Below are 14537 nucleotides of genomic sequence, written 5' to 3' on the forward strand. Positions count from 1 at the left end.
TTTGCATTCTCAACGTTCTATTTACCTTAACGCCTGTTGAAAAATATCTAATTTAACCAAACTATGAGCTCCCCTAAAATACCAATCAAATGCTTATGGGAGATAGAACATGATTAGCTCAGTACACAATGACGAACTCAACAGATACATAGAGAAACTCGACTTAAACCTTACAAAGGCTCAGGTTAGTGAACTTGGTTGGCAGCAAAGTAATGAAGAGGTAGGAAAAGAAAAAACAGTATCGGGCTCGTGGTTTTTCTTTTCTTTCTTTGGCTTATGTACGTCTGCATGTCTTGCACTGCTGATGTATATCTCATGAAGATAAACAGAACAATGACCACGTATAACCAGCATGGAACGTTCAATTGGTTCGAGGTCGACGGAGAAACGTACATACTGTTCAAGGTCGGCAGCAACAGCGCTCTATTAAACCAACACTATGAGGATGTCACCGAACAACAGAGCGAAATATATGGGCTATTAGGGGCGATTCCATAAGCTCATACTGCACATATTCACTTATGGTGTATCTATTCACTTATGGTGTATCTATTCACTTATGAGCTACCTAATCACTAACTAGTTGAAAAATAATTTCTTTTAGAAACAACAACGAGCTACAACAAACGGTTTTTATACTGTTCCGGCGTTTGGTTCGCGTAACGTTTGAACATGGTGATAAATGGGCTTGCTTGGTTATAGCCCAATGTAAGAGCGACCTCTTTGACCGATTGGCCGTTTCTTAACAAGTCCATCGAGTACAGATAGCGGACACGCAATCGCCACTCTGTAAAGCTCATTCCAAGCTCCGTCTGGCAGTGGCGAGAAAGAGTTCTTTCCGTGGTGTGAACACGTTCAGCCCAATCTTTCAGCGTCACTTCGTCTGTTGGGTTTTCTTCAACAGATGCCAATATAGGCGCTAGGTACTTATTGTCGGTCGAAGGTAAAAAGTGGTGTTCAACCTCACGTTGCGCAAGTTGGTCAAGCAGTACCTGGACAAGCCTTTGATCTTGTTCTGTTTCCGCAACATTTATTCCACGCTCGCGAAAGTCATCGATGATCGAAGACACAATCGGCGTGATCTTTATAAGACTGGTTTTTTCTGGCAGATGTTGCGTTAGCTCTGGGGCGATATTTAGCGAACAGTAGTCCAAAGGCTTACGGTTATAACTGCAATGCATCACCCCGGCCGGTACCCAAATCGCCAAATGTGGTGGCGCTAGAAATCGGGTGCTTTCCGCTTCCATCTCTAATATACCGCCACTGATCAACTGGACCTGTCCCCATGAGTGGCTATGAACTCGAGTTTCAGTGTTCGAAAGAAACGCTTCAAAATTCATAAATACGTTGGATGGTGCCTTATCAATTGATAAGGATGGATGAAGGTTTCTGGACTGTTTTTTCAAACTTGTCTTCCTATCGCGCCTGATGTCTTTCTAAAGATACTTGTAAGTATAACGACCTGTCAAACTAGCCGCATCAACTCATTTGCGACGGAATTCACATGCATTATCTCTTACCATTTTTTACAGTCTGTATCTGGGGCGCCAATGCAATCGTCAACAAGCTTGCTGCAAGCACCATAGAACCTAGCGCGATGAGTTTTTACCGCTGGTTTTTTGCGATGTTAATTCTCACGCCTTTCTGTATTCGCCCGGTGATGAAGCAGTGGGCTGTCATTAAGCCAAACCTATCGAAATTAGCGTTCCTCGGCTTTTTGGGCATGGTGTTGAACCAATCTCTAGGTTACTACGCAGGCTTAACCACAACCGCTTCAAACATGGCATTGATCACGTCTTTAGTCCCGTTGATCAGTGTATTTCTGAGCGTTCCTTTGTTGCATAAGTCCATTTCTAGTTTGAGTATTGTGGGTGGTGTGTTGTCACTGTCAGGCTTAGCTCTGATGTTAGGTAAAGGCGATCCTTTGTTCTTCATCCATCAAGAATTGACCCAAGGCGATGGCTATATGCTGATTGCGGCCTTTGTTTATGCTTCTTACTGTGTGCTCTTGAAACGCTGGAAAATGCCAATCAGTAGCTGGGTGGTGATTTACATTCAGGGTCTGTTTGCTGTCGCGATGCTTACGCCACTTTGGCTTACCAGCGAACAACTTTTACCACCGCAACAAGCGATCCCATTGATTGCTTACGCCGCAGTTGCCGCTTCGATTTTAGCACCTTGGATGTGGGTGAAAGCGATTGACACCATTGGTGCTGACTCAAGCGCGATGTTCATGAACTTGCTTCCGGTTGTTGCGATCGTATTAGCTGCGACATGGCTTGGCGAAGAAATTAACCAGTTCCACATCATTGGCGGTGTGATGGTGATTTCAGGTGTCATTCTTGCTCAAATTAAAAGAAAACCAAGGCTTGAGGCTCCTCTCCCTCAACAAAGCTAAACGCATCATCCAACGCTCACTTTAGGGCAAATATTCAAACTCACTTTTCTTACTGTGCCTACTCCGAAGTAGGCACTGTTGTTTTATTCACAAGTCTTTCAAATGCTTTTAATACGCGTTCATTGTGGTTGCAACATGTTACCGACTCAGGTTTAATGCATTGAGTACTGTTTAAGTTGTAAAAGGAATTACAATGACTCAACCAACGATCCCTGTGATCATCTCGTCTCTACTTGCTTTGTCATCTGCTTCAAGCTTTGCTGCCACTGCTCCTGCTCCTGCTAATACTAATGCACCATTAGCTGAAGAACTATTAGCTGAGGAACAACATTTTGTACGCGGCAACGGTGCAGAGCCCAACACACTAGATCCTAGCTTCGTAAATTCAGGCATGCCCGGTGACATCATCGTCAATGATATGTTTGAAGGCTTTGTGATTGAGAACAGTGACGGGCAAATCATCCCAGGGCAAGCCAAAGAGTGGTCTATCAGCAAAGACGGCAAAACCGTGACGTTTGTATTGAAAGAGAACCTCAAATGGTCAAATGGCGATCCAGTCACAGCGTCTGATTTTGTGTTTGGTTGGCAGCGCGCGGTGTCTCCGAAAACAGGTAATAACACGGGTTTTGTTTTTTCTACGGCTAACATAGTGAACGCTAGCGAGATTCTATCAGGAGATAGAGATCCCTCTAAGCTTGGCATCAAAGCATTAGATGAGCGCACGGTTGAGATTTCACTTTCAAAACCTACGCCCTACTTTATGAGTTTAATGAGCATCAAGACCTTTTTCCCTTTGCCTGCTGAGTTGGTTCAAGAGAAAGGCGACCAATGGACTCGCGCAGAAAATATCGCGACCAACGGTGCTTACACTTTGAGTAAATGGGTGCCCAACGAATACGTTGAAGTCGAGAGGAATCCAAATTATTGGGATAACACATCGACAATCATCAACAAGGTGACCTATTTGGGCTTATCATCTCAAAATGCTGAGCTTATCCGTTATCAAGCGGGTGAAATTGATATGACCAATCGCGTTCAGCTTGAGTACTACCAGAAATTAATCCAAGAAAGCCCTGAGCAGATCAAAGCGCAAGCTCTACTAGGCTCTTACGTCTATTCATTCAATACACGTCAAGCGCCGTTTGATGACGTCAGAGTACGCCAAGCACTGAGCATGGCCGTCAATCGTGAGATTCTGGTCGAGAAAGTTACAGGTCAAGGTGAGCCAGAAGCATACAGCGTGACGCCGAATAATATTCCTGACTACACAGCGCCTTTATCCGAATTCAATTCTCTAGACAGCGAGCAGCGTTTAACCAAAGCCAAAGCTCTACTTGAAGAAGCGGGATACAACGAAAACAAGCCTCTCAAGTTTACCCTTACGTACAACACCAGTGAGAATCATAAAAAGATAGCGATCGCGATTGCATCGATGTGGAAGCCACTTGGCGTAAAAATTGAGTTGGAGAACATGGAATGGAAAGCCTATGTTGCAGCGAAAGGGAGTGGCGACTATCAGCTGGCTCGCTCATGGGCATTTGGTGACTATCCAGAGCCTTCTGCACTGTTAGAAGCCTTCACTTGTGACCACACAGCAAATGAGAGTGGCTACTGTAATCCAGATTATGATGAGCTCTTACAGCAAGCGAGTAAAACGGAAGATCAGTCTAAACGCTTTGCTTTATATCAGCATGCTGAGTCGTTACTCAACGATTCTGCAGCAGTTATGCCTTTATATCATTACAACCACACACGATTAGTGCGAAATACACTAAAGGGCTTCCCAAACAATAATCCGAAAGGAAATATCTACGCGAAGGATCTATACTTTGTAAAACAGTAAAAGTGAGCTGATAAGAAAACAATAATAGCTACCACTTTAGTAGTAACTAAGATACAGTCACTTTAACTAAACCAAATCAACAGCGGTTAGTTGGCTAACACAAAAAAGGTACCGACATGAGTACCACACGGCTTAGAAACACCTAGCATTGCGCTAGGTGTTTTTTTTGTAATCGACCTATCTAGTGACTTAATCAGTATTTCTAATCTTTTGCTTGCTATGACTTCATCCATGTTTGCCATTCGCCTCATACACCTTTAAACACCGATATTCATCAACTGATCATCTGTTTGAAAAAAATTGTCTTAACCGTGAGATTATCCGCTTTAACTTATGTCATCTTAAGTATATTGTTATTAGTAAGTAACAAGCATGTTATGCAGCAAAATAATAATGAAGGAAGATAGATGAGCAGTAGCAATAGCCGACAAGATGGCAAACGAGACGTTACTCTGCGTTTTTTAGCTGAACCCGGGGATGTGAACTTTGGTGGTAAAGTTCATGGTGGGGCAGCAATGAAGTGGATCGATTTAGCAGCCTACGCTTGTTCCGCAGGGTGGAGCGGTAAATACTGTATAACAGCTTATGCAGGCGGAATTCGATTCGTTGCTCCAATTCACGTAGGCAACCTTGTGGAAGTAAGTGCAAAGGTCATCTATACAGGTTCATCTTCAATGCATATCGCTATCGACGTGCAAGCCAGCGACCCTAAAGAGCTCAATAACCGCCTAACAACTCACTGTATCGTTATTATGGTCGCTGTCGATGAGAATGGTAACCCGACTAAAGTGCCAGAGTGGATACCAGAGACGCCAGAAGACATCGAATTACGAGATTCGGCTATTCGCTTAATGAACATGCGAAAACAGATTGGTGAAGAGATGGAAGCTCACGTGAAGTACCTTAAGTAAGGTCCACCAGCTCCTCCCCTACAAACCCTATTACAATGCCAAGCACCTGCTTGGCATTGATCTATTTGATACCTTCGTGCTCTACACAGCCAAATCCGCTGCACACCCAATACAGACAATAAGAGCGTGATACCCAGCCAAAGGTGGCAATGAATCGGTATTTGTTCACTGATTTATTTTGACTGTAATAAAGTCGTCATTTTGCTCTGATTAAATACCGCCAATCATAATGGATGTACTTAAATTTCCCGGAGCCACACTTGAGCGTCACACGCCCCACTCTTAGCGAATCTACACTGAACAATTTGAAGGCTGTTGAGTATCAATGGGTTAGAACTTTGTACGTCGAAGGCTACGACAGCAATGAAATCAACCACTATATCCAGACGTGCTTCGGCGGCGACCCAACGTTTGCGGATCTGTTTCGTCGTGTCGCACTCGATCAAGAGAGCATCTATGTATTACTGCAGCATTTAGGTTGCGCACCTTCGAGCAAAGAGTTCTAGCAGCTAGAACTCATTATCCACATTCTGTAGCTACCCATTCTATGTTCATCCAGCCCGGCGTTTTGATCATTAGCTCTCAACTATAACTCCAGTGTAGTTTCATAACCCTGAGTTATAACCATTTAAAACTCACAGCCACATCCCGTTTCTATATGCACTTTCTGTGCAATTTCATCATTTGTTGCATACAAATCATTGAAGTATCACGCATTGGATTATTAGCAATATATCAATAGATCAACAGCCCCTTATACTGAGTGTCTGATTTGTGAGACTCGTTCACGCCTTCAAGTAAGAGGAATGAGTCAAGAAAGGTGTAGGAGAGAAGTGACTCGAAGCTTTTAATATTAAAGCGCTTATCAGCACAATAACGGTGATGGGTACAAGAGTTGACGAGTAAAGCAGACACAAAGACAAAAAAAGTAGCGGGCATAAAAAAACCCAAGTAAATACCTGGGTTAGAGTTACAAAAACCACTAATCATTAATAGCGTAAGGAACCTGATTAGTAGCCAGCTATGCGTAACCTGAGGGTTATTTTTATTACTGATCGGCGGCCAAACCAAATGATGTAATAAAAATGCCAATATAGAGCGACCTAACGGTCGCTCTTTTTCTTTCTTATAGAGTACAGCTTATCCTTTTACACCACCTGCCGTCAAACCGCCAACTAACCAACGTTGAGCAAGTAAGAACACGATAGTAATCGGAAGTGCTGATAGTACAGCCGCTGCCGCAAAGTCACCCCATAGGTAGTTCTGAGGGTATAGGTATTGCTGCATACCTACTGCTAGTGTGTAAGAGTTCACATCTGTAAGTAGTATAGATGCTACTGGTACTTCACCAACTGTTGCGATAAATGACAGGATAAACACAACCGCTAGGATTGGCACAGACAACGGTAGTAGAACCAGTCTGAATGCTTGCCAAGGCGTTGCACCATCAAGGGCTGCTGCCTCTTCCAGAGAGTTATCAATCGTTTCAAAGTAACCCTTAATCGTCCATACGTGCAGTGCAATACCACCTAGGTAAGAGAAGATTAGACCACCGTGTGTGTTCAAGCCTAAGAACGGAATGTATTGACCAAGTTTGTCAAACAGCGCGTAGATTGCTACTAGAGCCAGTACTGCTGGGAACATTTGGAAAATCATCATCGCTTTCAGGATAGTTTCTTTACCTTTGAAGCGCATACGAGCAAATGCGTAAGCCGATGTCGTTGACAGTGCCACGATTAAAATCGATGTAACACCCGCCACTTTGATCGAGTTCCACAACCAAGTCAGTACTGGGAACGGAGGTGACGTTACCGAGCCATCTGCGTTCGTCACTGACATACCTAATGCTAGCTTCCAGTGTTCCAATGACGGGTTATCTGGAATCAAACTACCGGTTGCGAAGTTACCTTCACGGAACGAGATCGCGATGATCATCAGTAGTGGGAAGATAATCATTGCCAAGAAGCACCACAACACTGCATGTGTTGCCCACACTCGGTATTTAAGGCCTTTACCTTGTACCATAGCCATTGTCGTGCTCCTTAATCTTGAGACAGTTTAGTGAAACGAAGGTTTAGTAACGCTAGTGCACCAACCAATAGGAAGATAAGCGTTGCGATAGCACTTGCTAGACCGAAGTCTTGACCGCCGCCGCCTTCGAATGCAATTCGGTATGTGTAGCTTACAAGCAAGTCTGTGTAACCCGCTGGCTCAGAAGTACCAATCATGTTCGGGCCACCGTTCGTCAATAGTTGAATCATTACGAAGTTGTTGAAGTTAAAGGCAAACGCTGCAATCAATAGCGGTGTAAGCGGTTTAATCATCAATGGGAACGTAATGCGCTTAAAGTTATCCAAGAAGTTCGCACCATCGATTGCTGACGCTTCGTATAAATCATCAGGAATCGCTTTAAGCAGACCCATACATAGAATCATCATGTAAGGGAAACCTAGCCATGTGTTAACCATCAACACCATGGTTTTCGCAAGAATCGGGTCTGAGAACCAGTTAGGGCTTAAGCCGAAGATATTCTCTAGCACCATGTTGATCTCACCAAAGCTTTGGTTGAATAAACCCTTAAAGATAAGAATCGAGATAAACGCAGGGACGGCGTAAGGCAGAATCAGTAGAACACGATAAATAGAACGACCTTTCAACTCTTCCCATTGCACGATGTTAGCCAATACAAGACCGATAACTAGCGTGAACGCTACGGTACATACCGAGAAGATAACCGTCCAAATAAAGATGCTGATAAATGGTTCTTTAATGCCATCATCTTTCCATACACGCTCAAAGTTATGTGTACCAATGCTAACCACGAAACCGGGAGAGATGGTATTACCCGTAAACTCACCGTTTGCATCAACAGGCTGGTAGAAACCCACATCCATATTTGGCTTGAGAACTTCACCCGTTTCATTGTTGATTAACGTTTCTTCATCGTCTTGAAGGGTGTAAAGCGGAGCAACAGAAGCAAACTTACGTAAGCCACTCATGCGGATGTCACCACCGTCCGGTAGATTGAAATCAACACCACTGATCGCTGCTCGGTTTTGGATGATCGCTTTGATCTTCTCTTTTTCACCTTGCGCAGACTCGATGACAGATAAGTCCATCTCGGTTTCTGTCATATTGTCTAGAGAAAATACGTCAGTCGCTAACAGTTGGTCGCCATCTTTAACCACGATCTGGTGACCATCATCTGTCTTGTACAAAGTAAATGGGTAGCTCTCACCGCTTTGGAAAGAACGGTCTAAAAGAACGGTTTGAGTACGCTCAAGAGAAAGCTGGTTTTTCGCGCTGTAGTTAGTAAACGCAAGCCCTACGGTGTATGCCAATGGGAAAAGAATGAACAAGATCATTCCGGCAATACCTGGGTAAATATAACGGTGGGCGTAAGTTTTCTTACTACCAAAAATGTAAAGTGCCAAAGCCGTTAAGATCACTGTAAGCAGCGCAAAAGCGAGCTCACCGCGAGAATACATTAGAATTGTAGCGTAGCCGTTTATTAAGCCAACGCTACCAAGCAACCCCCATTTGATGAAGACGCTTTTACTGCCTGGAAGGCTTGATGGTGCTGGGATAGCATCTGTACCTTGAACTGACTGCATAGAGGAACCTGCTAGCGATATAGATAAAAAATAGAAAAGTAAGGAGAGGTTACCCCCTCCTTAAAAGGTAGTGCTTGGTTGTTACTTAGTCATGCGACCTTCAGCAGCTTTTAGTGCTTGGTCTACTGATTGACGGCCGTCAACTACGTTGCCGATCGCTTCTTCCATGCTGTACCAGAATGTTGTGAACTGAGGGATGTTAGGCATGATTTCACCGTTCATCGCGTTGTCCATTGTTGCTGCAATACGAGTATCGCTGTCTAGTTGACGTTGGAAAGAGTTAAGAGCAACTGCACCTAGTGGCTTGTCGTCGTTTAGGCTCTTCATACCTTCATCAGTTAGTAGGTAGTTTTCCATGAACTCAACAGCTAGGTCGCGGTTTGGAGAAGCAGTGCTGATACCACCCGCCCATACACCAACGAAAGGTTTAGACGCTTTACCGTTGAATTTAGGTAACGTTGTTACGCCGTAATCTACGCCAGCTTTCTTGATGTTTTCCCAACCCCAAGGGCCGTTAATTGTCATTGCAACATTACCCGCAACAAATTCAGACTCAGCAACTGAGTAATCCATGTCTGCAGAGATAACTTTGTCTTGTACCATCTTCTCGATGAAACCTAGAGACTTCTGAACACCGTCAGTCGCTACGCCCGCATCTTTAATGTCGTAACCTTCTGCAGTCTGTTTGAATGCGTAACCGCCGTCAGCTGCAAGTAGAGGCCATGTGAAGTAAGCGCCGCCACGTAGAGGCCACATGATCGCTTTTTTGCCATCTTTTTTAAGTTCAGCATCAAGTGCTGGGATTTCTTCCCAAGACTTAGGAGGGTTAGGAACAAGTGCTTTGTTGTAGATTAGTGAAACTGACTCAACCGCTACAGGGTATGCGATTGTTTTACCTTCGTATGAAACAGCGTCCCATGCGAAGTCTACGATACCTTCTTTAGTTTCTTTAGAAGGTTTGATATCAACAAGAAGCCCTGCTTCTGCATAGCCGCCAAAACGGTCATGAGCGTAGAAGATCATGTCTGGGCCATCGCCAGCTGCTGCTACTTGAGGGAATTTCTCTTCTAGCTTATCAGGGAAAGCAACGGTTACTTTAACACCAGTATCTTCTTCGAAGCGTTTACCTACTTCAGCCATGCCTTCATAAGCTTTGTCACCACCTACCCAGATTGTTAGTTGTCCTTCTTCGATAGCAGCATTTGCACCAAAAGAACCCAGAGCAACTATTGTACCTAGAGCTACAGCGCTTAGAGCGTTTTTCATGTGAATATCCTTTTTATATTTATACGTAGGGCACATCTACCAAGACGAGCCAGTTTTCGGAGGTTATGATCTGAGAAAACAGACCATAGCTCATCATCCTAGCCACTACGCCCTAGCTATTATGGCTTAAATTCGTGATCGCCATCCGGTCAGATTAGAGACTGAAATCACAAAACGTATAGTCATCGTGATCAACATCACCGTTATGTGGTGGATTTATTTGAACTGGATCGCCAATTGAGGATAACCCCATTTATCTACTCCTCCCCTCCTACTCCCCCTAGTTAATTTTCCATTAGGAGGATGTACCCTTACGCTAATTCACCGAAACTGCAGTCATCCAAGAGTGGATAGTAAGAACCCTTTACCGGCAAGTGTTATGCGTTGACGCATTATTCATTTAGTTGGCTTCACTGCTCGCTGGTGTCTTATTATTAGCATCGAGCTAAATCTGTGATTGAATCACGGGGGAGGTTTAGCTGGATGTGGGGGAAATGGACATCAGTTTGGCTATGACGGGTGGGCTTGGTTAAAGAAGCCAAGTCTCACCCACTTTTTTCTTACTCACTCAATACTTACCCATTCCTACAGTTACTGCTGACCCAAAAATTTCTTATAATGATAAGCAGTAAAACTTAAAATTTGATCGATCGAGGACAAGCTAGATGGCGAGTGTCACGTTAAAAAACGTTTATAAATCATATGGTGATGTACAGATTTCTAAGGACGTAACCTTAGACATCAACGAAGGTGAGTTCGTAGTATTCGTTGGACCATCAGGTTGTGGTAAATCGACGCTATTACGCTGTATCGCAGGTCTAGAGGACATTACGTCTGGTGATTTGTACATTGGCGACCAACGCATGAACGACGTTGAGCCATCAAAGCGTGGCGTAGGTATGGTATTCCAATCTTACGCGCTTTACCCTCACCTTAACCTATACGACAACATGTCTTTCGGCCTTAAGTTAGCAAACGCAAACAAAGCTGAAATCGACAAGCGTGTTGAGCATGCTGCAGAAATCCTTCAGCTTGGTCACCTTCTTGAGCGTCAACCTAAAGCACTTTCTGGTGGTCAACGTCAACGTGTTGCGATTGGTCGTACTCTAGTTTCTCAACCTAACGTATTCCTACTGGATGAGCCGCTATCTAACCTAGATGCTGCGCTGCGTGTTCAAATGCGTTCACAAATCACTAAGCTACAACGTCAACTTGGTTGCACGATGATCTACGTTACCCACGACCAAGTGGAAGCGATGACAATGGCGGATAAGATCGTTGTTCTTGATGGTGGTTATGTATCTCAAGTCGGTAAGCCGCTTGACCTTTACCACTACCCTCAAAACCGTTTCGTTGCGGGCTTTATTGGCTCGCCGAAGATGAACTTCATGTCAGTTCACATCGAGCAAGCTGAAGCAGAACGCGTGTTGGTACAACTTTCTAATGGCATGACTTTCTGGATTCCTGTTGACGGGACGACAGTTAATGCTGGCGATCGTATGTCTCTGGGTATTCGCCCTGAACACTTGATGTCTGCTGAATCAGGTGACGCGACGATTGAAGCTGACGTGATGATGGTAGAGAAACTAGGTAACGAAACTCAGGTTTACCTAAATCTTGAAAGTGCCGATGCTGATGTTATCTATCGCCAGCCAGACACGTTGAAAATCGAATCAGGTGACAAGTTGGCGATTGGTATTCCAGCACACCGTTGTCACCTGTTCCACAGCGATGGCCGCGCATGTCGTCGTTTGTACAAAGAATACGGCACAGACTAATCAGTTCGTCTTTTTAGGATATAACTTGCCCATATCGAATCCCTCTTACCTTGTAAGGGGGATTTTTCATTTAAGACGACTAGTTTTACTTTCATTAAACAGATCGCGCGTTGTCTGTTCAGCATAAAAACAAAAAAGGCCTAGCGAATACTAGACCTTTGTCTGTTTGAGCTAAAAGCCATCCTATCTAACCGATAAAGATATAGGCTTGCTCAATTGAAACTTAGTGAATTGGCGTATCACTTGTTTTATTGAACTGGCCAAAATGCTTCTCTAACACTTCAGGTGTCAGTTTGCCTTCCGCTTCTAATCGCTTGAACTCCGCAACAATTGCTTTTTGCTCTTCAAGTGATGGTAGTTTTACCTCAGGCTCATCGCCCATCTCTTGAGTCATCTGCTCTAGTTCTTTTTCAAAATCGCTCATGATACTTACCTAAATATTAAACCTAATCAGATTTTACTCATTTCCGCTCTGTGATGCTAGGTTGATTGAAAGCAAAGCCCGAAACCAGATCAAGCTAAGGTCAGTTAGAAAGAAACAAAACCACAAAATAAAAAGAGCTGGATTCATGATTAAATGAATCCAGCTCTTAGTCTATGCCGCTATCTAAGCCATGTTACAGCTTGAAAGGGTTAAAGCTTAAACGAACCAACCATCTTATCTAGACGAGAAGACAAGTCACGAAGCTCTTGGCTCGCCTCTGCAAGTTGCTCAGCAGTACCGGTTGTCACTTCATTGATTGCGTTGATCTCTTCAATGTTCTGGTTGATGGTGTGAACCACGGTCGATTGCTCTTCCGTTGCCGTTGCCACTTGAGTGTTACGGTCTGTGATATCAACGATACGGTCTGAGATACCACCTAATACGTCTACCGCTTCATCCGATGCAGATACACCCTCAAGGGTAATAACCTTACCTGCACTCATTGCCGTTACCGCATCTTTCGCATCGCTTTGCAGTTGGTTGATCATCTTCTGAATCTCTTCCGTTGAATCCGCAGTACGACTTGCTAGGTTACGAACTTCATCCGCAACGACTGCAAACCCACGACCTTGCTCACCGGCACGCGCAGCTTCAATCGCAGCGTTCAATGCAAGTAAGTTGGTTTGCTCTGAAATATCGCGGATAACACCCAGAATAGAGCCAATATCTTGAGTAGTAGAAGCCAGTTGCTCTACTACCTGCCCGGTGCTTTCGATGTCTTGCGCCAAACGGCTAATCGCATCTTTTGCTTTGTTAACCACAGAGCGGCCAACTTCAGTATTACCCGAAGCTTGTGTTGCCGTTTCAGCTGCGGTTGCCGCGTTCGATGCAATCTCGCTGATGGTCATACCCATTTGGTTAATGGCAGCAACCACTTGAAGGGTTTGATCACGTTGCTCTTGGCTGTTGTCATGGGTGATATGTGCTTTATTAGAAACACTCTCTGCTGCCACTTGAAGCGCTTGGCTTGTCGAACACACCTCTTTCATCGACTCATGAATCTTTTCAATGAACCCATTGAAGCCTTTTGAAAGCTGAGCGATTTCATCATTGCCTTTCACTTCGATACGCTGCGCAAGGTCACCGTCGCCTTCACCTAGGTCGCCGAAACGCTTAGCCAAAAGTTTAATCGGCTGAGTAATGCTGTTCGCCAGTACTACACCCATTAGGATAAACGCTAATGCCACAACCGCCGTCATGATCAGCATCTTTTGTGCCGTCTCATCTAGCTCAGCAAATACTTCGCCTGTTGGTACCACACCAATGACAAACCAGTCCATCGACGACACGTATAAACTCGCAACGAACAGCTCTTGGCCTTGGCTTTCAGTGGTAATCAAGTTGAAGCCTGACTTATTCAGTAGCTGACTGGCTTGAGGGCCGTAAAGTTGTTGAAGTGAAGAATCGCTGCGTGAACGTTCACGGTGAATTTGAACATCACCTTGGCTATCGGTTAAGAATACGAAGCCTGTATTCTCAATCTTAAAACCATTGAGTAGGTTAACCATGTCATCCATCGATTTTGATAGACCTGACATCGCCAAACCTGAAGGCTGTTGGTAGTTAGCAAACATCTTCACTTCGCCATTGGCTTCTTGGAACATGCTCACCATAGTCGGCTGTCCAGATTGCGTAAAGCCAAAGAACCAACCATCTTGCTGTTGGTTTAACTGACGCAGGAAACCATTTTGGTTCCAATAGTAAGCCGTTTGACGGTTCGCCACTGAAGCATCGTTTAACTGATATTGGTTACGAACATTATTCAGCTGTTTGACCAATTTGTTCTCTAGTGCAGGATCGCGATCGGTCGATTCAATCGCATCAGAAATAAATTCATTTGAAGCAATTTGCTCCGCTGCTAGCAATAGCTGAGACACTTCACGATCAATCTCGCCATTGATTCGCTCTAGCATTCCTGGAAGTTCAATATCGATCAATCGATGGCTTAATACATCTCTTGCTTGTTGTTGTGCCATCGCGCCGACAATCACTGTCGATGCAAGAACCGCAAAGGTAATTCCAAGTACAACTTTTTGCTTGATACTCAGAGAGTTAGTTTTAAACATATTTGGACCTTTAAAAAGAATCGCTCGTTATTGGTATACCCTGAACAGGACTTTTTTAGTGCACTCCAACAAGCAATGCACAATCTGAGTGATGTATCGGCCACAACCAATAAAACTAGAGACTTTTCTCTCAAAAAATTGCAAATGTGATGTAACATTTAAAAATATTCACATTAA

12 protein-coding genes are annotated in these 14537 nt (G+C 44.1%); 6 read left to right on the forward strand and 6 right to left on the reverse strand.

What is annotated here, in order from left to right; translation table 11 throughout:
- The first annotated feature begins 109 nt into the window (after positions 1–109).
- A complete protein-coding gene (locus tag OC193_RS21515) occupies positions 110–319 on the forward strand; it encodes a hypothetical protein (protein WP_048662413.1) in 210 nt (69 codons plus the stop codon).
- A gap of 298 nt (positions 320–617) precedes the next feature.
- Here OC193_RS21515 and OC193_RS21520 read toward each other — a convergent pair whose 3' ends face one another.
- Positions 618–1406, reverse strand: a complete 789-nt coding sequence (locus OC193_RS21520) for an AraC family transcriptional regulator (protein ID WP_048661047.1) — start codon at positions 1404–1406, stop codon at positions 618–620.
- Positions 1407–1504: 98 nt separating this feature from the next.
- On the opposite strand from OC193_RS21520, the gene OC193_RS21525 reads away from it, so the two are divergent.
- The 4 genes from OC193_RS21525 (at position 1505) to OC193_RS21540 (ending at position 5658) form a co-directional block, all read left to right on the forward strand.
- On the forward strand, positions 1505–2398 hold the full coding sequence (locus OC193_RS21525) for a DMT family transporter (protein ID WP_048661046.1): 894 nt from the start codon (positions 1505–1507) through the stop codon (positions 2396–2398).
- 193 nt (positions 2399–2591) lie between these two features.
- The gene (locus tag OC193_RS21530; protein ID WP_048662414.1) at positions 2592–4241 is read left to right on the forward strand and encodes a peptide ABC transporter substrate-binding protein; all 1650 of its coding nucleotides are present in this window, start codon (positions 2592–2594) and stop codon (positions 4239–4241) included.
- Positions 4242–4648: 407 nt separating this feature from the next.
- Positions 4649–5152, forward strand: coding sequence for an acyl-CoA thioesterase (locus tag OC193_RS21535; RefSeq protein WP_019822926.1), 504 nt, complete (start codon positions 4649–4651; stop codon positions 5150–5152).
- Between the two features lie 233 nt (positions 5153–5385).
- Positions 5386–5658 carry a hypothetical protein gene (locus tag OC193_RS21540; protein WP_048661044.1) on the forward strand — a complete coding sequence of 91 codons (273 nt, stop codon included), beginning with the start codon at positions 5386–5388 and terminating at the stop codon, positions 5656–5658.
- A gap of 634 nt (positions 5659–6292) precedes the next feature.
- On the opposite strand, the gene malG is transcribed toward OC193_RS21540, so the two are convergent.
- From malG to malE, 3 genes are all read right to left on the reverse strand, one after another.
- Positions 6293–7183: a maltose ABC transporter permease MalG gene (malG, locus tag OC193_RS21545; protein ID WP_019822930.1), complete on the reverse strand. Its 891-nt coding sequence runs from the start codon at positions 7181–7183 to the stop codon at positions 6293–6295.
- An 11-nt stretch (positions 7184–7194) separates the two neighbouring features.
- A complete protein-coding gene (malF, locus tag OC193_RS21550; RefSeq protein ID WP_017060049.1) occupies positions 7195–8766 on the reverse strand; it encodes a maltose ABC transporter permease MalF in 1572 nt (523 codons plus the stop codon).
- Positions 8767–8847: 81 nt separating this feature from the next.
- Positions 8848–10032: a maltose/maltodextrin ABC transporter substrate-binding protein MalE gene (malE, locus tag OC193_RS21555; RefSeq protein WP_048661042.1), complete on the reverse strand. Its 1185-nt coding sequence runs from the start codon at positions 10030–10032 to the stop codon at positions 8848–8850.
- Positions 10033–10697: 665 nt separating this feature from the next.
- Between malE and malK the strand changes: the two genes are divergently transcribed.
- Positions 10698–11810 carry a maltose/maltodextrin ABC transporter ATP-binding protein MalK gene (gene malK, locus OC193_RS21560; protein ID WP_017060047.1) on the forward strand — a complete coding sequence of 371 codons (1113 nt, stop codon included), beginning with the start codon at positions 10698–10700 and terminating at the stop codon, positions 11808–11810.
- 223 nt (positions 11811–12033) lie between these two features.
- Here malK and OC193_RS21565 read toward each other — a convergent pair whose 3' ends face one another.
- Positions 12034–12234, reverse strand: coding sequence for a restriction endonuclease subunit S domain-containing protein (locus tag OC193_RS21565; protein WP_017065689.1), 201 nt, complete (start codon positions 12232–12234; stop codon positions 12034–12036).
- Positions 12235–12443: 209 nt separating this feature from the next.
- Positions 12444–14360 carry a methyl-accepting chemotaxis protein gene (locus OC193_RS21570; RefSeq protein WP_048662415.1) on the reverse strand — a complete coding sequence of 639 codons (1917 nt, stop codon included), beginning with the start codon at positions 14358–14360 and terminating at the stop codon, positions 12444–12446.
- Positions 14361–14537 lie beyond the last annotated feature (177 nt).

This window comes from Vibrio crassostreae (genome assembly GCF_024347415.1).
Taxonomy (GTDB): Bacteria; Pseudomonadota; Gammaproteobacteria; order Enterobacterales; family Vibrionaceae; genus Vibrio; species Vibrio crassostreae.

Coding starts and splice junctions, on each gene's coding strand:
- OC193_RS21530 (WP_048662414.1), top strand. CDS start 2,592: ATGACTCAACCAACGATCCCTGTGATCATCTCGTCTCTACTTGCTTTG.
- malF (WP_017060049.1), bottom strand. CDS start 8,766: ATGCAGTCAGTTCAAGGTACAGATGCTATCCCAGCACCATCAAGCCTT.
- OC193_RS21515 (WP_048662413.1), top strand. CDS start 110: ATGATTAGCTCAGTACACAATGACGAACTCAACAGATACATAGAGAAA.
- OC193_RS21565 (WP_017065689.1), bottom strand. CDS start 12,234: ATGAGCGATTTTGAAAAAGAACTAGAGCAGATGACTCAAGAGATGGGC.
- OC193_RS21570 (WP_048662415.1), bottom strand. CDS start 14,360: ATGTTTAAAACTAACTCTCTGAGTATCAAGCAAAAAGTTGTACTTGGA.
- OC193_RS21540 (WP_048661044.1), top strand. CDS start 5,386: ATGTACTTAAATTTCCCGGAGCCACACTTGAGCGTCACACGCCCCACT.
- malG (WP_019822930.1), bottom strand. CDS start 7,183: ATGGCTATGGTACAAGGTAAAGGCCTTAAATACCGAGTGTGGGCAACA.
- OC193_RS21525 (WP_048661046.1), top strand. CDS start 1,505: ATGCATTATCTCTTACCATTTTTTACAGTCTGTATCTGGGGCGCCAAT.
- malK (WP_017060047.1), top strand. CDS start 10,698: ATGGCGAGTGTCACGTTAAAAAACGTTTATAAATCATATGGTGATGTA.
- OC193_RS21535 (WP_019822926.1), top strand. CDS start 4,649: ATGAGCAGTAGCAATAGCCGACAAGATGGCAAACGAGACGTTACTCTG.
- malE (WP_048661042.1), bottom strand. CDS start 10,032: ATGAAAAACGCTCTAAGCGCTGTAGCTCTAGGTACAATAGTTGCTCTG.